The sequence below is a fragment of the Synechococcus sp. EJ6-Ellesmere genome, assembly GCF_024345875.1.
Classification (GTDB): Bacteria; Cyanobacteriota; Cyanobacteriia; order PCC-6307; family Cyanobiaceae; genus Regnicoccus_A; species Regnicoccus_A antarcticus.
This window is the reverse complement of sequence record NZ_JAGQBY010000066.1, coordinates 1-16044: the sequence shown is the minus strand read 5'-3', so window position 1 is coordinate 16044 and position 16044 is coordinate 1. Positions and strand designations below refer to the sequence as shown.

Genomic DNA, 16044 nt, shown 5'->3' with positions numbered 1-16044 from the left:
GCGGACTTCGCAGACGGGGCCTTGGGGAGTGGCCATGGCTGGGGTGGAGCGGAGAACACCGACCAGACGCCCTGTAGGCGCAGTGCTGGCCAGGGGCGAGCCCAGCGAGCCTCGCGTCAGCCCTGGCCAGCGCAAGCCGGAGGGGCATGCTGCGGAGGGGTTTCGCTCCGCCCGGCCAGCCAGTCTCCAGTGGCAACGGTGCAAGTGCCGTGCTGATTTCTCACCGCGCCAGGCGACCAGAGGTGCTGGGTCTCCTGGGATCGAGGTCCGTCCCAGCTGCTCCCGTCACGACTGATGCGGCTTGCCACGGAACGGCTTCCTGCTTGCCCACGCTGCAGCACCCCAGCCACCTCGTTCCGGATTCAGCCCGGCCCGGCTGGTGGCCTGGTCTGCCCCAGGCCTGAGCCGCGCAGCCCGAGCAGGCGCGAGAGGTGGAGCAACGCAGGCCGAAAGGGGCCCAGGGGCCCCCATCGGATCAGACAGCCGCCCTTGACCCGCTGCGCTGCAGCCCGCCGCGGCGCAACGAGGCTTCTGCCTCCACCTGCTGGCGGTAGCTCAGCTCGGCTTCTGTTTCCAGGGCGCTATCGATCTCATCGATCCGCGCCAGGCATTGCTGGATCGCCGGCAGCACCTCTTCCTCCAGCCGCGAGATCTCTTCCTCTCCATAGGGCCGATCAATCCAGGTGCGCCGCAGCGGCCGGCCGGCATGGCCCCGCAGGATTGATTCGATGGTTTTGCCGCAGGACTCCAGCAGCAGGAACGGATCCTCTTCTGGCCTGCAGTAAGGAGAGGCGGCAGCGGCAGCAGAGAACCCAGTGGACTTGATGGCCATGGTGATCGGCGCCGAGAGCGGCGCAGTGACGGGACCGATCCCAGCGGAGGTCCGACGTCAGGAGGGCCTCAGACTGGAGAGGCCCGGAGCAAGCCCCCCTCCCGCTACCAGGCGCTACCGGTCCATTCGCGTCAGCGCTGCTCCGCCCAGCAGCGCCAGCAGCAGCTTGAGGGTGGAATCAAAGCCGCCCTGCAGCTGCTCCAGCGTGCCGGGGCAGATCTGCCCGATCGATCGCCCCTCCAACGCCCGCTGACCGCAGACCCCAGCGGCGAGGGAATAGATCAGCAGCTGGGTGCCGATCACCACCGCCAGGATCTTGAACACAAACCGCTCACGGTCGAACGGCGGCTTGGGCGGCCGGGGTGCGGTGTTGGCTTGCATCGCTGCTCCTCCCTTGCTCAGGCCCCAGCCGGTGGCAGCACCAGCCTCGCCATCACTTTTTTTCTTGGAACACCCCCACATAGACGGTTCCCTGGCGATATAGCGGGAGCACCCGATCGCGCAGATCGGCGTTGTGCAGGCGAACGCAACCGAGGGTGGGGTGCAGGGGCTGCTGCGGTGCCCAGGCGCCGGGCCAGCCGCAGGCCGAGCCGCCTCCATGGAGCATGATCCCGGCCCGGCCTACGGCCACCTCCTGGCCCTCCAGCTCCTCCATATCAAAGGAGTACCAGCCGTAGCCCATGGCGGTATCGGAGCAGGGGGGATTGGGGTTCTGCTCGTAGTCGGCGTAGAGCTGGCCGAGCTTGTAGAGGCCTGGTGGGGTGTCGGTGCTGTTCTGGGTCCAGTCGGTGTCGCTCCCCTGGCCGCGGGCCAGACAGGGGATCTTCCAGAGGAACTGGCCGCTGTGGTCGTAAGCCTCCATGTCCTGGTCCCGGTCATTCACCAGCAGGTAGGTGTCGCCGGGCTGGACGGGAGCTGCCAGCTGCGGGCCGGCCATCCCGGCTTCCTCTGAGCCGCGCGGATCGAGTCCGCCGCTGGGGACTGCTGGTGCCGAGGGCGCCGCGGGTTTCTGGCTGAAGGTGAGCGCCCAGGGGGCCTGCTCATTGAGCACGGCCTCGCTGCCGGGCAGCGCCGTGATCGCGGCATGGAGGGTCCAGACGCCGGAGACCTGCTGGGGTTCACCGCGAAATGCTTCAAAGCGGTCCTGGAACCGCTCGGGGGTCATGGGGCTGGCCATGGGCGTGGTGCTGCTGAGCCCTGTTGCCATTGCTGGCTTGGGGCTGCTCTCTCAGAAGGGCAGCTCGCTCACGGGGCACCAGACGGGCACCGAAGCTGGCGTGGCCACCTGGCGCTCAAACAGCAGATCAGCGCAGAGCCGCTCCAGCCGCTCCAGAGGAGCAGGGCGGTGGGCCGAGGCCTCCTCGCACAGGCACTCCAGGGTGCGGGAGCTCAGGAGCTGGAAGGCGCGGATCAGGGATGCGGAAGCCATAGGAAGGCGCAGCGAAGACCCTGCAGCAGGCCGGGCGGGGTCAAGGGGCAGCCCCCTCTGCAATGCGGAGCGCAGCGCAGCCAACTCACCAGTCCGGCTGACTTGCGCAGCCCTTGAGGCCGCCCGGACCATGAGGAGGGCTGCGCGTAGCCGATCTACTCAGAGCTGGTGGAGCAGGGACCCAGGGCGCTGCAGGTCCCGGCATTGGGAACCGGTGCTGACCACTGCCATCACAGCGACGAACTGGCCAACAGGGGAACGCTCAGCCCTGGCCGCAGATCACCCGCTCCAGCACCTGTTGACATCCCGCCTGCAAGGCCAGCGGCAGCAGTCCGATGCGCCGTTTCACCAGTGGCATCGCCAGGGTTGTCATGCGGCTGAGCCGCAGCCTCGAGCTCACCTTCAGGCCAGTGCCTGAGAAGCCTGGATGATCGGCAGGGATGTCGAGCTCATCGCGGCCCGGGGGCCCGCTGACGTTGGAGCTGATGAAGGCCAGCAACACATCCCCATGGCGCTCACTGGTGGTGATCACCAAGGCCGGCCGAGGCTTGGCAGCAGGCCCATCCGTGAAGGGGAAGGCGACCAGCACGATGTCGTAGCGGCTCAGCATCAGCTGGCGCCGATCGCTTCTCCGTCCGAGAAGCTGTAGAGGTCAGGCTCAGCCGCCAGGTCGTCGAAGGCCCCCCCGTCCATCGCCAGCTCAGCCAGGGCACCGTTACTCAGGTCGCTGCTGTCCTGCTCCAGCTGCCTGAGCAGCCAGCGGCGATCGTCAGCCGGCAGGCTGCGGATCACCGCAAGCAGGTTCTCGGTGAGCTGGGGGTTGGTCATCGCCCCAGGCTAAGCAGCCTGAACATCAAGGATCACCCTGCCCACAAGGGACCTGGCAACAGCTGCTGTTGTCACTGGGGCCAGGCCCCTGGAGCGTGCCCTTGGGCCTGACCTTGATCGAGGCGCAGAAATACGCCCGCCGCGCCGAACAGCTGGCGGTGCTCAAGACCTTTGCCGAGGGGGAGCTGCTGCGCCGCCTGCCCTTCCGCAACCTCGTCGGTGGCTCGTTGAGCTTCCCGGCGGAGACCAAGCTGCCCCGCGTTGGTTTCCGGGCCGTCAACGAGGGCTACCGACAGAGCTATGGGGTGATCAACTCCGATTCGGAGTTTGTGCACCTCTTTGGCGGTGACCTGGATGTGGACCGCTCGATCGTGGATCTGCAGGGCCCTGAGGCCCGTGCTGCCCAGACCGAGATGAAGGTGCGCTCGATGCGCCTGACCCTTGAGGCGGCGATTATCAATGGCGATGACACCTTCGATCCGCGGGCGTTCAACGGGCTGAGCAAGCGCCTGGTGCCTGGCGAGGACCAGACCATCGACAACGGCGGCAGCACGCTGAACCTGCTGGCGCTGGAGGCTTTGACCGACAGCGTGATCGGCTACGGCGGCGACAAGGTGCTGATCGCCAGCAAGGCCGCCCGCCGCCAGATCAGCACCGCCTCCCGCCAGGCCGGCGGCGACCTCTACGAGGTGATCGACGGCCGCCACTACTTCGAGGGGATCGAGATCCTGCTGGTGGAGGAGGACGCCGAGGGCAACGCCGTACTCGGTTACGACGAACCAGGCGACACCACCTCGATCTACTGCTGCGTGCTGGGTGATGCGGCGGTCTGCGGCCTGCAGGGCCCGTTCGAGGGGCGCTACGGCATCTCGGTGCGGGACTTCGGCGAGGTGCATGACGCGCCGGTATTCCGCACGCGGGTCGATTGGTACGTGGGCTTTGCGGTGTGCAACCGCAAGGCAGCAGGGCGGCTGTTCAACGTCGCACCCATCGCGCTGGTGGTCTGAGCCAACCCCTGCACACGCACGCATCCCATTACCTCAACCCCCACACCCAGGAGACCCCTGATGACCTCTCAAGCCACCCGGCTGCTCGATGCACAAACCGTGCTCGTCGGCTGGATCAACCACTCCGCTACCGACTGCTACGAACACATCCGCACGAGCGGCGATGTCGTGAACCTCGGCACCGACCTCGATGCCACCAGCTCCTTTGTGCTCGTCGCCTCCCACCCCGGCCACAGCGAGGCGGTGACGGTGACCCTGGAGCTGGCGCCGCTGCTGGCCGATGGCAACGCCGGCAGCTGGATCACCGCCGCGGCCGTCGCCATCCCTGCCGCTGGCGGCAAGGTGGAGGCGATCATCAGCGGCGCCGCCCTGCTGATCAACCCGGCTGACAGCGCGCTGATCACGCCGCCCTGCCTGCGAGTGGCGCGGGCTGTGGTTTCCGCTGCCACGCCGGTGGGGATGTCCGTGGCGCTCACCGCCAACCAGGGGCTGTGAGGTGAGCGCCATGGGCAACCCAATCGACACCCTCAACGTGGCGACCGGAGCTGAGGTCCTGCCGCTGGAGCTGCTGCATCCCCTGGATGGCAGCAACCCCGCTTCCACGCCTGTTCGCCTCTCGGGCCCGGAGCAGCGGCTGACCGTCACCCCTGATCCGGGTGTGGGCGATGCAGCGCTGCTGCCGCCGAGCCAGCTGCTGATCAGCAAGGACGGCGAGAGCCGCTCAATCTGGCCGGTGCATCTGGCCGGCTGGCAGGCGCTGGGCTGGCAGCTGCAGCCGGATGCTGCAGCACCTCAGCCGGAGCCGGAACAACCAGAGCCGGAAGAGCCAGAGCCCGAGCAACAAGAGCCTGAGCTGGCACCTGCACCCGCTAGCGAACCAGAGGCCGAGCGGGCATTGGAGCCGGAGTCGGCCGGCATCACTGAACCGGAGCCCCCTACTGAAACCGCCACTGGCGGCGCCACTGGTGGTGCTACTGGCGACGACGCTGGCAGTGGGGAGGCCCGGCTGGCCGTTGAGCCGCCTGACTTCCCGGCGATGACCAAGGCCCAGATCGTCGAGTTCTGCTCCACCGTCTACGGCGTGGAGCTCGATGGCAGCCAGACCAAGACCGAACTGGTGGAGCAGGCCACGGCGCTGGAAGCCCAGGCCAGCGGCAGCAACGAGGGCATCAACGATGCCGCGGATCTGGCGGCCCTGGAGCTGGGGGATGCCCTGCTCTGATCCCAGCCAGCGCTGCCCCGGCCAGCGCATTCCTGGCTGGGGGCTGGCAACAGCTCAGCAGCACTGCCCTGGCGCCGATGGCCACTCCCGATCCGGCTGTGCTGGCCGAGCTGACGGCCCAGTGCCGCAGCAGCAGCCGGCCCCAGGGGGTGATTTTTCTGGGCCAGGCCCAGCTGCAGGACGGCGGCACCCCTGAACCGCCGCCCACCGGCGGCATCACGGCACTGCAGGCCCTGGCGCCGCTGGTGAGTGCCGCCGCCGGCGATGGGGTGGTGGTGATCGCGCTCGACCTGCGCTTGCTCAGCCCCCTGCCGCCTTGATCTCTCGTCTGAACGCCTTCCCCTTCTGCACTGATCACCATGGCCAGCACCACCGAGAGCCGCACCGCCGGCCGTTCCCTGCCCCAGCCCAGCGACCTGCTGCTGGTGCAGCGCGGCAGCGCGCCTTACCGGGCCACTGCCGAGGAGGTCAAAGCGTTCATGCTCAGCCCCGCCACGGCAGTGGCAATCGGTGCGATCAAGCCCGGCACCAATCTCTCGGTGGATGCCGACGGCACCCTCCATGCCGCCATCCCTGGCGCACTTACCTACAGGGGGGCGATCGCCCCCACCACCACCGAGGCCCCGGCTGGCGCCGAGGCGGGGGATGTGTACATCGCCAGCAGCTCCGGCCCCGCCATGGCCAGCTGGAGCGGCATCGCCGGAGCGGACATCGCCCAGGGGGATCTGCTGTTGTTTGAAGGCACGACCTGGAGCTCCAACGCCGCCCTGGGGCCCGATGGCGCCGGCGTGATCCGCATCCAGGTGGCCGCACCGCTGGTCGTCGATGAAACCGATCCCGCCCAACCGATGCTCAGCGTGGCCCTGGCCACAGCCGAGGCACCGGGAGTGGTGCAGCTGGCCGACCCGTTGGCGCTGGCGGACGGCACACCCGGGCGTGTGGTGGATGCGGCCCAGCTGCAGGCGGCGATAGCCACCGCCCAGCCGGCCGGCGACTACATGCCCCTGGATCTGAGCTCCCTGCCGGCCCTGCCCTGAGTGACCCAGCTGATGACGCTCCAAGCAGGCGACCTGCTGGCGATCACCCGCCCCACGGGCCCCGAGGCCGGTACTTATCAATTGACGGGAGCAGCACTGGCGGAACTGCTGAACCCGCCGCCAGTGCTGGGAATCAGCGGTGTGGTTTGGTCAACTGTGCGCTCAGCGGCGGACAACAGCTGGCAGGCGATCTGCTGGTCGCCGGAGTTGCAGATCTACGTCTGCGTAGCGGGTAGCGGCACGGGCAACCGGGTGATGACCTCAGGCGATGGCATCCGCTGGAGCCCCCAACCATCAGCAGCCGATCAGAACTGGGTGGCGCTCTGCTGGGCCGCGGAGCTGGGGCTGTTTGTCGCCGTCAGCGACAGCGGCATTGGGAATCGGGTGATGACCTCAGCGGATGGGCGCAGCTGGACCCTGCGCCAGACGCCGGCCAATAACAACTGGACCGCGATCTGCTGGTCGCCCGAGCTGGGCCTGCTGGTGGCCGTGTCCAGCACCGGCACGGGCAACCGGGTGATGACCAGCCCGGATGGCCTCACCTGGAAAGCCGGCCCGGCTGCCGCGGATCAGGACTGGCGCTCGTTGTGCTGGGCACCGCAGCTGGACTTGTTCTTGGCGGTGAGCAGCACCGGCGGGAGCCAGCGGGTGATGACCTCAAGCGATGGCCGCAACTGGACGCTGCGGACAGCCGCCGCAGCCAACAGCTGGACGGCGATCTGCTGGGCAGCGGAGCTGGGTTTGCTGGTGGCGGTGAGCAGCAGCGGCCGGGGCAATCGGGTGATGACCTCCCTGGACGGGATCAGTTGGAGCAGCCGCAGCTCGGCGGCCGACAACGCCTGGACCTCCATCTGCTGGGCGCCGGAGCGGGAGCTGCTGGTGGCCGTCTCCAGCAGCGGCACTGGCAACAGGATCATGACAAGCGTCGATGGCTTCAACTGGACGGTGCGCAGCTCCCCGGCTGATCTGGGCTGGCGCTCGCTCTGCTGGTCGCCCCAGCGGCGACAGTTCGCGGCTGTGAGCAACAGCGGTGCTGGCAACCGGATGATGGTGAGCCCCTGACCGATGCCCGACCCCACAACACCTCTGCCGGCGATTGGAGCGCGCTGCTGGCGCGACCAGATCAGCCCAGAGACCGGCGCCACCGTGATCAACCTGGCGGCAGACAGCAGTGACGCCGATCCGATGGTGGAGCTGACCTACGTCGAGGGCGGCAGCGGCTGGTGGCCGCTTTCCACGCTGGTGTTTGAGCAGAGCTGAGTGAAGGGGCATCAGCCCCCGCCTGCGAGCTGCTGGCGCAGGGCCGCGATCGCCTTCTTCTGGGCCAGAAGAGTCGCCAGGCGCACCTCTCGGTGCGACACCGACATGACGCTGATCTCGAGCCGCTCGGCTGCGGCCCGCAGCGACAGGCCCTTCAGAAGCGTGAGCCTCAGGGCCGTGGCCTGGGCTGCCGGCAGCTGATCGACCAGCTGCTCCAGCGCCAGCTGCTGCTCGGCCTCGCTGGAAGCCAGCTCGGGCTCAGGGGAAGCCAGCTGATCGAGCAGGCCCGGCACTCCATCAGAGTTGATATCCAGCCCGAGGCCCCCGCAGGCGTTGGCCTTTGTAAATCAACCCACACATCACCCGCAGATTGTCCAGGGGGTAACGGTATGCGTTGTTACCGAAGACAACCGAGGGCATATGCGGTACGGCGCACGATGAACACGACTGTACTTAGGACAACCCAGGCAGCAAATCAAGCTATAATTTTGCGACAATTTGCCAACCGTTGAAGCCGTGCAGGTAAAATGCATATAGCAATAAAGCTGGTACCTGTTTTTCGGTTACCTCCAAAAGCCAATCTTCTGAAAATTAGAGCTCACAAAAGGTGTATTTATTCAATATATTACTTCATAGGCCAATGTCCGGATCTACTGCAGAGCAATCCTGGGCAGCATGCGCGCATCCATCGAAAGTTGAGAGGACAGCTAGTCGCTGCTCTCCAGTCGAGCCGCCTTCTCCAGCCAACAAATCATCATTTTTCGCAGGATTTTCCCTGCTCCCAGCAGGCTCCGAATAAAACCAAAACCAAATTCATGGAATGCACAGGGGAAACTCCCAAATCACTAGCAGAATCAAAATTATGAACACCAAGGCAAGTCAAAGAGTCAGCAACTTGATAATCAAAATTCACAACTCTTGGCTTGAGATCGCAATTCTGGCCGCATTAGCGGCGGCAATTGGAAGATCTATTTATTTTATTAATATTGGCTTTGATCCGCACCATGACTATTACGCACTAGCGCCTGGACTTTTTGCCAGCGAAGGGCTGCTTCCTCACAAAGACTTCTACACACACTACGGAGCTGTTGATGCTGCCATAAAGGGTCTGATGCTCGCTATATTTGGCAAAACACTTATAAGCCTCCGTGTGTCATTACTGCTTCTGAATTATTTGGGCTTAATATGTATAAGTTACTGCTGCGAACTGAAGCGCAGGGAAAGAATCTGGCTGCTTCTCCTTGTGCTGATATGGGCTTCTTTTGACTATACTTCGGCAAAAACTGGAATAACAAGCTTTGGACATTTTTTGGCTTGGTCTTCAGATGTAGCAATTTTTTTGATATGCATATTAACGGTTGTGACATATTGGAGTAACAAGCTTTTCGCTAATGCTCTTCGGAATATCAGAGCTAGTGAATCAAAACAAGAGGGAAGCTCCAAAACTCACACTCAAATGTTCAACAATTCATTAGCTCACAGGTGTAGCAACGCAAAGGATAATGCATCGTTCCCAGGTCGTCTTCCACGAATTACACTAGAGATTGCAAGCGGATTCCTGTTGGGCTGCATCTTTTTCACAAAGTTTACAATCGGTCTCTCAATGATCGCTGGAGTGGTAGCAAGCAAATTACTAATGGTTGGATTAACTTTAAAGAAGAAGATAAACCATGAAAAACATGGCATAGGATCAAATGACTGGGGCATTTTACACTATATAAATGAGTTTTTTGGCAAAGACAATGTGATCATGTTTTCGTCACTTGCATTTGGCATGATCTTATCCTTCACCATGCAAGTTAAGTTAATTGGCGGATTGGACTATCTCAATAATTATATAAATGATATCTTTCGATCTCAATTCCAATATTTTGCTGGAGGGCAGTCGATTGGATTGGTGAAAAGACTGTTTCCAGTCATTATTAATGATTACTCGGTTGCTGCCATTCTCATAACTATTCTGCTTTTTGCCAGTCTCACAAGACGTGTCAAGCTGCTTTTATGGGTGGCTATTGCTATATCTATGGTAGTTGGAAATAAGATTGGAGTGCTCGGATTAATCCGGGGGCAACTAGCAGAGCCCAATTATACAAGGTTGCTCTCATATTCTGTAGCCAGTATAGTTTTAATAGGCTGCATAAAAAAGTTTACAAATGCAAAGAGTTATGATTTAGAAAGTAATCCCAGTATAAGCTATATGTGTACAGTTCTGCCGATTGGGGTTTTCTCGCTCACTCAGTTTTATCCGTTATCAGATGGACTTCACGCGTGGTGGGCTGTAGGTACTGCTCTGCCAGCAGCAGCATATTTGATAAACGAAAGAAGCGAGCTTAAGAAACAGTTAAACAGGGAGCGGAATATTGCTATACTCGCTAGCGTCTGTCTTTGCTTTACGTTTGGGTCAATAGCTGTGAACGCAACCGTCATTCGCGGACTTCCAATTCATGCTGTATTGCAAAAAAACGGAAGCCTGCTTAAGAATGTTAGAAGTGTCGATGAGGAGACTTCCAATGTGGTACGACGAGCTTCCATTTTAACAACTTCTAATCCTAATCTGATTTTATTAGAATCTGGGCAAGGTTCTTTCTTGGACATTCTGGGCAGCCCTGGGTCACGCAGGGCTTATTCCGAATGCAAGATAAAGCCTCTATCCTCTATCCCTAAGGAACAGTATTCTGTGACCCTAAGCTGTTTGCAATCGCTACGGAATAAGGGTTGGGATGTCGCCATAACTGATTATGGCGGCAACAGATCTGGTGAGCCAAGGAATATTGGAAAAGTGCAGATAACCCAGTGGGCCTTTCTGGGTTATGCTGGTGAGCCTGAAATTATCAAAGAAGCGCCTCCTGGAATGTTTGCTCGCAAATCGGATGGTGATTTTGTTTATTGGAGCATGAACTGATGCAGATGTGTATCGCTAAGCGACCAATTTTTTACTTGAGTGCCGACAGTCGCGCTAAACTCCGATCAGCAACTATATGAAGGCGGTAATTCTAGCTGGAGGCCTTGGTACCCGCATCAGCGAAGAAACCCACCTCAAGCCAAAGCCGATGGTGGAGATCGGCGGCAAACCTATTCTTTGGCACATCCTCAAGATCTACAGCGCCCACGGCATTAATGAATTTGTGATCTGCTGCGGCTACAAGGGCTACCTGATCAAGGAATATTTTGCTAATTACTTCCTCCACATGAGCGATGTGACCTTTCACATGAAGCTCAATTCGATGGAGGTGCACCACAAGAAAGCCGAACCCTGGCAGGTCACCTTGGTGGATACCGGCGAAGCCACCATGACCGGCGGACGCCTGAAGCGGGTGCGGGAATACCTTGATGGCGGTAGCTTCTGTTTCACCTATGGCGATGGTGTAGCCGACGTGGATGTGACCACCCTGATCGCACACCACCGCAGCCATGGGCGATTGGCCACGGTGACGGCCGTGCAGCCGCCGGGGCGGTTTGGATCCCTGCAGATCGGTAGCGACGCTGCCGTGGAGGGCTTTCAGGAAAAACCCCAAGGTGATGGCATCTGGATCAACGGCGGCTTCTTTGTGCTGGAACCCGAGGTGATCGATCGCATCGAAGCTGATGCAACGATCTGGGAGCAGGAACCGCTGCGGGGCCTGGCCGCCGAGGGGCAGCTCACGGCCTACCACCACCACGGCTTCTGGCAGCCGATGGATACCCTGCGCGATCGCCACCACTTGGAGGAGCTCTGGGCCAGCGGCCGGGCCCCCTGGAAGCTGTGGTGATGCTGGATCCAGCGTTTTGGCGTGGCCGCCGGGTGCTGCTCACGGGTCATACGGGCTTCAAGGGCGCCTGGCTGCTGCTCTGGTTGCAGGAGCTCGGTGCCCAGGTGTGGTGCTATTCCCTGGAGGCAGAACCAGCGCCGAACCTGTTTCGCCAGCTGGCGGCAGAACGGCCAACTCAATCCCACGCCTGGCACCATCAGGTAGGCAACCTGGCTGATCTGGCCGAGCTCAATGCCCTGGTAGAGCTGTGCCAACCCGAGGTAGTGCTGCACCTGGCGGCCCAGCCCCTTGTGCGCCGCAGCTACCGCGACCCCTTAGGAACCTGGGCCACCAACGTGCAGGGCTCGCTGCACCTGCTGGAAGCGCTCAAGCCCCTCGAGCATCCCTGCGCCGTGGTGATGGTGACCACCGACAAGGTGTACGAAAACCGCGAGTGGCCCCACGGCTACCGCGAATGCGACCGGCTCGGCGGCCACGACCCCTACAGCGCCAGCAAGGCGGCTGCAGAGCTAGCTATCGCCAGTTGGCGTGCCAGTTTTTGTGGCACTGCTACCCACCAAACCCCCCATCTGCGTATTGCCACGGCCCGGGCCGGCAATGTGATCGGCGGTGGCGACTGGGCAGAAGATCGTATCGTGCCCGATGCCATGCGCGCTCTGGCCGCTGGGCAAACCATTGCGGTGCGTCGCCCAAAAGCCACACGCCCCTGGCAGCACGTGTTGGAGCCTCTGGGTGGCTATCTCTTACTGGCCGAACTTCTGGCAAAAGCAGGCCATGCCCACGCCAGCGCCTTCAACTTCGGCCCCAACCCGGAGGCCAACCGCAGCGTGCAGGAGCTTCTAGAGGAAGCGCTACGGCACTGGCCCGGCAGCTGGAGCGACCAGAGCGCCCCCCAGGCCCCACATGAAGCAGGCCTGCTGCAGCTGGAGATCAGCAAGGCCCGCCAGCAACTGGGCTGGCAGCCGCGCTGGGATTTTGCCACTACCGTGGTACGCACAGTGGATTGGTATCGCGCTGTGCAGGAGGGGGCCAGTCCCATGGAATGCTGCCTGGCCGATCTGGAGGCTTACACCCACAGCATGAAGGCAATGGAGTTCTCGCAAACATGACCAACCCCGCCGCCCTGCGCCAGGAGATCCTCCGCCTTACCCGCGAATACTCCCGCCAGGTTCACGGCGGATTCCGCCCCGCCGCCGACCCCGAGCGCAACCCCTGGCAGGAGGGCACCACCATCCCCTACGCCGGCCGCGTGTTCACGGAAGACGAAGTTGAAGCAGCTGTAAGCAGCACCCTCGACTTTTGGCTCACCCTGGGCAAGGAGGGCGAGGCCTTCCAGCAGGAACTGGCCGCCTTCCTGGGGGTGCGCCACAGCCTGCTGGTGAATTCCGGCTCCAGCGCCAACCTGATCGCCATTTCGGCGCTCACCTCACCCAAGCTGCCGGCAGCGCGGCGGATCAAGCCCGGCGATGAGGTGATCACCGTGGCGGCGGGCTTCCCCACCACAGTTGCGCCGATCGTGCAGGTGGGGGCGGTGCCGGTGTTCATCGACGCCGATCCGATCACGGGCAATGCCAGTTGCGAACAGCTGGAGGCGGCCTACAGCCCGGGCAAAACTAAGGCCGTGATGATGGCCCACGCCCTGGGCAACCCGTTCGATCTGGCCACCACCCTGGCCTTCTGCCGCAAATACAACCTGTGGCTGGTGGAAGACAACTGCGATGCCCTGGGCTGCAGCTACTCCATGCCCCGCGAGCTGGCAGAAAGCCTGAGCTTCAGCGAGCACAGCCCTGGCCACAATGAGGACCCCGATCGGGTGGTGCGCTGGACCGGCACCTGGGATGACCTGAGTACCCAGAGCTTCTACCCGCCCCATCACCTCACCATGGGCGAGGGCGGTGCGGTGAACATCGTGCGCGACCAGAAGCTCAAGGTGATCGCCGAAAGCTTTCGCGACTGGGGACGCGACTGCTGGTGCCCAAGTGGCATCGACAACACCTGCAACAAGCGCTTCGGCTGGCAGCTGGGCGAACTTCCCGCCGGCTATGACCACAAGTACACCTACAGCCACCTGGGCTACAACCTCAAACCGCTCGATCCCCAGGCGGCGATCGGCCGGGTGCAGCTGCGCCGCCTGCCGCAATTCATCGAGGCCCGCAAGCAGAACTGGGAGACGTTGCGCCGGGGTCTGGCGGCCCATGAAGACGTGCTCGAGTTCGCACTGCCGACCCATGCCACCGGCTGGGATCCCGACCGCGGGTTCTCCTGGGATGACACCGGCTGCCGCACGGACTGCTCCTGGTTCGGCTTCAAGATTGCCGTGAAGCCGACCGCCCCCTTCAGCCGCACCGAGCTGGCCCAGGAGCTGGACCATCATAAGATCGGCAACCGCATGCTCTTCGGCGGCAACCTGCTGCGCCAGCCTGCCTTCGTGCAGCTGCGCCAGGATCGGCCTGAGGCGCTGAGGGTTATGGGGGAGATGACGGGATCGGACGAGATCATGAACAGCACGCTTTTCCTGGGCACCTTTCCCGGCTTAACCCAGGCGATGCTGAACCAGGAAATCAAAGTGATTGCAGATTTCTTGCGAGTTCAAACGGAATCATGTTCTGTTGCAAGCTCAATGGGCTCAGGATTGCATTGATATGAACCTTATTCGATGACCTCTAGTATCTCAGAGAGCTCAATCACTCCATTTGATCCTGCCCGGATGCGCCGCACCGTGCTCGAGATGGCCTATGCCGGCTCCACCGTTCACATTGCTTGCGCCTTCTCGATTATCGAGTTGTTGACCGTCCTTTACCGACACCACCTTCGCTACCCCGGCAATGATCCGCGTGCTGAGGGGCGTGACTATCTGGTGTTGAGCAAGGGCCACGGCGTGATGGCCCAGTACGCCTGCATGCATGAACTGGGCTGGCTAGAGGATTCACACATCCAGAATTACTTCAAAGATGGCACTGATCTTAAGGGTTTGTCCGATTCGCGCGTTGTAGGGCTTGAGGTTACCTCTGGATCGCTGGGCCATGGATTTTCGGTGGGAGTTGGCATCGCCCTTGGGCTGAAGAGAAAGGGAACGGATCAGAAGGTGTACGCCATCGTTGGCGATGGTGAGCTGAACGAAGGCCCGATCTGGGAGGGCGCCTTAGTGGCGGCCCATCACGGGCTGAACAACCTGATGCTGATGGTCGATAAAAACGGCTTCCAGGCGATGGGCACGACCGACGATGTGCTCGCTTTGGGACATCTGAAAGCAAAGTTTTCCAGCTTTGGCTTTGAGGCCCTCGAGGTAGATGGCCATGATGAGTCTGCGATCGATGAAGCAATCCGCCAGCTTTGGGACATTAGCCCCACCAAACCCAAGGCCCTAATCGCTCGTACAGTCAAGGGAAAGGGGGTTTCATTTATGGAATCCATCAACCTCTGGCATTACACGCGTCTGGACCCACAGACCTTTGCTGCAGCACTCAGCGAGCTTGGATTTACTGGAGCATCGAAATGAGAGAAGCTTTTTCCAATGCGCTTGTGCGCCTGGCACTTGCCGACTCCAGGATTCTCTTGCTGACCGGCGATCATGGCTATTCATTGTTTGATGAATTTCGCAAAAGCTGCCCCGACCAATACATCAACGCCGGCATCGCCGAGCAGAATATGGTCGGCATGGCTGCCGGCCTAGCGCGCGTCGGCTTCCGGCCATTTGTTTATGGCCTTGCCGCCTTCGTCCCTATCCGCACTGTCGAGCAAATCAAGCTGGACATCGCCCATGACGAGCTTCCTGTTGTTCTTCTGGGGGACGGGGCGGGCTTTGTATATAGCCACCTTGGCACCAGTCATCAGTCGACCGAAGACATTGCCTGCACCAGGGCAATCCCTCAATTGCAAGTGTTATCTCCTGCCGATCGCTATGAGATGATCGCTTCGATGGACTACGCCTATGCAACGATCTGCCCTGTTTATCTCCGCATGGGCAAGGCGGATCTTGGCGATGTTCACAGGGGCCCGATCAACTCTCTACAGCCAGGGCGCCTGTTGAAGATCCGCGATGGGAGGTCCGATCGGCCTGGCCTGATCGCCACAGGATCGATGGTGCGAGCTGCTGTTGATATAGCTACGGACTTAGATCTTATGGTTTGGAGTGCGCCAATTTTGAAGCCGCTCGATGTAGATGATGTTTGTGCTGCAGCCTGTGCAACGCTTGGCCTAGTCACCCTTGAGGAGCATTCGGTGCTCGGCGGCCTTGGCGCTGCGGTAACCGAGATCACCAGCGAGCATCAGCCCACCAGAGTGCTTCGCATCGGCGTGCCTGACCGCTTTTCGGAACATTGCGGAACCCATGCTTATCTGCTGCGCGAGCATGGAATTGACACTGATAGCGTGCGCGAACGGGTCGGGGCCTATTGCCAATCGCTCGCTTCAAGTTCTATCGCTTTTGCGTAGAAATCAATGCAGGAGATCCCATCTTGTTTGATGCCGTTGGACATTGCTGAAGAGGACCTACAACGCTGCCACGATGTGCTCGGGATATCTTCATGGCGGGCGCTTACCGCTCAAAGCATTTTCATTGCTGGTGGCACCGGCTTCATCGGCAAATGGCTGCTGGCATCCCTGCTTGATGCCAACGAGAAGCTCAGCTTGGATTGCCGCATAACGGTTTTGAGCAGAGATCCAGGGGCTTTCCAACGT

The 16044-nt window shown here is 61.4% G+C and carries 20 protein-coding genes; 13 read left to right on the top strand and 7 right to left on the bottom strand.

Annotated features, from left to right (window positions below; translation table 11 throughout):
• Positions 1-475: 475 nt before the first annotated feature.
• The 6 genes from KBY78_RS08755 to KBY78_RS08730 form a co-directional block, all read right to left on the bottom strand.
• Positions 476-832: a hypothetical protein gene (locus KBY78_RS08755; protein WP_255143268.1), complete on the bottom strand. Its 357-nt coding sequence runs from the start codon at positions 830-832 to the stop codon at positions 476-478.
• A 114-nt stretch (positions 833-946) separates the two neighbouring features.
• Positions 947-1213: a hypothetical protein gene (locus KBY78_RS08750; protein WP_255143267.1), complete on the bottom strand. Its 267-nt coding sequence runs from the start codon at positions 1211-1213 to the stop codon at positions 947-949.
• 52 nt (positions 1214-1265) lie between these two features.
• On the bottom strand, positions 1266-2009 hold the full coding sequence (locus KBY78_RS08745) for a L,D-transpeptidase (protein ID WP_255143266.1): 744 nt from the start codon (positions 2007-2009) through the stop codon (positions 1266-1268).
• Positions 2010-2060: 51 nt separating this feature from the next.
• Positions 2061-2261 carry a hypothetical protein gene (locus KBY78_RS08740; RefSeq protein ID WP_255143265.1) on the bottom strand — a complete coding sequence of 67 codons (201 nt, stop codon included), beginning with the start codon at positions 2259-2261 and terminating at the stop codon, positions 2061-2063.
• A 262-nt stretch (positions 2262-2523) separates the two neighbouring features.
• Positions 2524-2871 carry a type II toxin-antitoxin system PemK/MazF family toxin gene (locus tag KBY78_RS08735; RefSeq protein WP_255143264.1) on the bottom strand — a complete coding sequence of 116 codons (348 nt, stop codon included), beginning with the start codon at positions 2869-2871 and terminating at the stop codon, positions 2524-2526.
• On the bottom strand, positions 2871-3089 hold the full coding sequence (locus KBY78_RS08730) for a hypothetical protein (protein ID WP_255143263.1): 219 nt from the start codon (positions 3087-3089) through the stop codon (positions 2871-2873). The genes KBY78_RS08735 and KBY78_RS08730 overlap by 1 nt, the downstream gene beginning before the upstream one ends.
• Before the next feature lie 101 nt (positions 3090-3190).
• Between KBY78_RS08730 and KBY78_RS08725 the strand changes: the two genes are divergently transcribed.
• The 7 genes from KBY78_RS08725 to KBY78_RS08695 all read left to right on the top strand — a co-directional run bounded on the left by KBY78_RS08725 (position 3191) and on the right by KBY78_RS08695 (position 7615).
• Complete coding sequence (locus tag KBY78_RS08725; RefSeq protein WP_261350043.1) at positions 3191-4096, top strand: major capsid protein; 906 nt, start codon at positions 3191-3193, stop codon at positions 4094-4096.
• A gap of 60 nt (positions 4097-4156) precedes the next feature.
• Positions 4157-4591, top strand: coding sequence for a hypothetical protein (locus KBY78_RS08720; protein ID WP_255143261.1), 435 nt, complete (start codon positions 4157-4159; stop codon positions 4589-4591).
• A gap of 10 nt (positions 4592-4601) precedes the next feature.
• Complete coding sequence (locus KBY78_RS08715) at positions 4602-5318, top strand: hypothetical protein (protein ID WP_255143260.1); 717 nt, start codon at positions 4602-4604, stop codon at positions 5316-5318.
• A gap of 77 nt (positions 5319-5395) precedes the next feature.
• Positions 5396-5638 (top strand): hypothetical protein, encoded by a 243-nt coding sequence (locus KBY78_RS08710; RefSeq protein ID WP_255143259.1) that lies wholly within the window; start codon positions 5396-5398, stop codon positions 5636-5638.
• Between the two features lie 39 nt (positions 5639-5677).
• Positions 5678-6355 (top strand): hypothetical protein, encoded by a 678-nt coding sequence (locus tag KBY78_RS08705; protein WP_255143258.1) that lies wholly within the window; start codon positions 5678-5680, stop codon positions 6353-6355.
• Between the two features lie 12 nt (positions 6356-6367).
• Positions 6368-7417: a hypothetical protein gene (locus KBY78_RS08700; protein ID WP_255143257.1), complete on the top strand. Its 1050-nt coding sequence runs from the start codon at positions 6368-6370 to the stop codon at positions 7415-7417.
• 3 nt (positions 7418-7420) lie between these two features.
• Positions 7421-7615: a hypothetical protein gene (locus KBY78_RS08695; RefSeq protein WP_255143256.1), complete on the top strand. Its 195-nt coding sequence runs from the start codon at positions 7421-7423 to the stop codon at positions 7613-7615.
• An 11-nt stretch (positions 7616-7626) separates the two neighbouring features.
• Here KBY78_RS08695 and KBY78_RS08690 read toward each other — a convergent pair whose 3' ends face one another.
• A complete protein-coding gene (locus KBY78_RS08690) occupies positions 7627-7908 on the bottom strand; it encodes a sigma factor-like helix-turn-helix DNA-binding protein (protein WP_255143255.1) in 282 nt (93 codons plus the stop codon).
• Positions 7909-8477: 569 nt separating this feature from the next.
• Between KBY78_RS08690 and KBY78_RS08685 the strand changes: the two genes are divergently transcribed.
• From KBY78_RS08685 to KBY78_RS08660, 6 genes are all read left to right on the top strand, one after another.
• Positions 8478-10517 (top strand): hypothetical protein, encoded by a 2040-nt coding sequence (locus KBY78_RS08685; protein WP_255143254.1) that lies wholly within the window; start codon positions 8478-8480, stop codon positions 10515-10517.
• A 76-nt stretch (positions 10518-10593) separates the two neighbouring features.
• Positions 10594-11364, top strand: a complete 771-nt coding sequence (gene rfbF, locus KBY78_RS08680; protein ID WP_255143253.1) for a glucose-1-phosphate cytidylyltransferase — start codon at positions 10594-10596, stop codon at positions 11362-11364.
• Positions 11364-12473: a CDP-glucose 4,6-dehydratase gene (gene rfbG, locus KBY78_RS08675; RefSeq protein ID WP_255143252.1), complete on the top strand. Its 1110-nt coding sequence runs from the start codon at positions 11364-11366 to the stop codon at positions 12471-12473. Before rfbF ends, rfbG begins: the two co-directional genes overlap by 1 nt.
• Positions 12470-14005 carry a lipopolysaccharide biosynthesis protein RfbH gene (gene rfbH, locus KBY78_RS08670; RefSeq protein WP_255143251.1) on the top strand — a complete coding sequence of 512 codons (1536 nt, stop codon included), beginning with the start codon at positions 12470-12472 and terminating at the stop codon, positions 14003-14005. The genes rfbG and rfbH overlap by 4 nt, the downstream gene beginning before the upstream one ends.
• A 66-nt stretch (positions 14006-14071) precedes the next feature.
• A complete protein-coding gene (locus KBY78_RS08665) occupies positions 14072-14863 on the top strand; it encodes a transketolase (protein ID WP_255143250.1) in 792 nt (263 codons plus the stop codon).
• Positions 14860-15798: a transketolase family protein gene (locus KBY78_RS08660; RefSeq protein WP_255143249.1), complete on the top strand. Its 939-nt coding sequence runs from the start codon at positions 14860-14862 to the stop codon at positions 15796-15798. The genes KBY78_RS08665 and KBY78_RS08660 overlap by 4 nt, the downstream gene beginning before the upstream one ends.
• The last annotated feature ends 246 nt before the right edge of the window (positions 15799-16044 follow it).

Coding starts and splice junctions, on each gene's coding strand:
- KBY78_RS08745 (WP_255143266.1), bottom strand. CDS start 2,009: ATGGCCAGCCCCATGACCCCCGAGCGGTTCCAGGACCGCTTTGAAGCA.
- KBY78_RS08730 (WP_255143263.1), bottom strand. CDS start 3,089: ATGACCAACCCCCAGCTCACCGAGAACCTGCTTGCGGTGATCCGCAGC.
- KBY78_RS08710 (WP_255143259.1), top strand. CDS start 5,396: ATGGCCACTCCCGATCCGGCTGTGCTGGCCGAGCTGACGGCCCAGTGC.
- KBY78_RS08705 (WP_255143258.1), top strand. CDS start 5,678: ATGGCCAGCACCACCGAGAGCCGCACCGCCGGCCGTTCCCTGCCCCAG.
- KBY78_RS08755 (WP_255143268.1), bottom strand. CDS start 832: ATGGCCATCAAGTCCACTGGGTTCTCTGCTGCCGCTGCCGCCTCTCCT.
- rfbF (WP_255143253.1), top strand. CDS start 10,594: ATGAAGGCGGTAATTCTAGCTGGAGGCCTTGGTACCCGCATCAGCGAA.
- KBY78_RS08740 (WP_255143265.1), bottom strand. CDS start 2,261: ATGGCTTCCGCATCCCTGATCCGCGCCTTCCAGCTCCTGAGCTCCCGC.
- KBY78_RS08665 (WP_255143250.1), top strand. CDS start 14,072: ATGCGCCGCACCGTGCTCGAGATGGCCTATGCCGGCTCCACCGTTCAC.
- rfbG (WP_255143252.1), top strand. CDS start 11,364: ATGCTGGATCCAGCGTTTTGGCGTGGCCGCCGGGTGCTGCTCACGGGT.
- KBY78_RS08695 (WP_255143256.1), top strand. CDS start 7,421: ATGCCCGACCCCACAACACCTCTGCCGGCGATTGGAGCGCGCTGCTGG.
- KBY78_RS08685 (WP_255143254.1), top strand. CDS start 8,478: ATGAACACCAAGGCAAGTCAAAGAGTCAGCAACTTGATAATCAAAATT.
- KBY78_RS08750 (WP_255143267.1), bottom strand. CDS start 1,213: ATGCAAGCCAACACCGCACCCCGGCCGCCCAAGCCGCCGTTCGACCGT.
- KBY78_RS08735 (WP_255143264.1), bottom strand. CDS start 2,871: ATGCTGAGCCGCTACGACATCGTGCTGGTCGCCTTCCCCTTCACGGAT.
- rfbH (WP_255143251.1), top strand. CDS start 12,470: ATGACCAACCCCGCCGCCCTGCGCCAGGAGATCCTCCGCCTTACCCGC.
- KBY78_RS08660 (WP_255143249.1), top strand. CDS start 14,860: ATGAGAGAAGCTTTTTCCAATGCGCTTGTGCGCCTGGCACTTGCCGAC.
- KBY78_RS08720 (WP_255143261.1), top strand. CDS start 4,157: ATGACCTCTCAAGCCACCCGGCTGCTCGATGCACAAACCGTGCTCGTC.
- KBY78_RS08715 (WP_255143260.1), top strand. CDS start 4,602: ATGGGCAACCCAATCGACACCCTCAACGTGGCGACCGGAGCTGAGGTC.
- KBY78_RS08700 (WP_255143257.1), top strand. CDS start 6,368: ATGACGCTCCAAGCAGGCGACCTGCTGGCGATCACCCGCCCCACGGGC.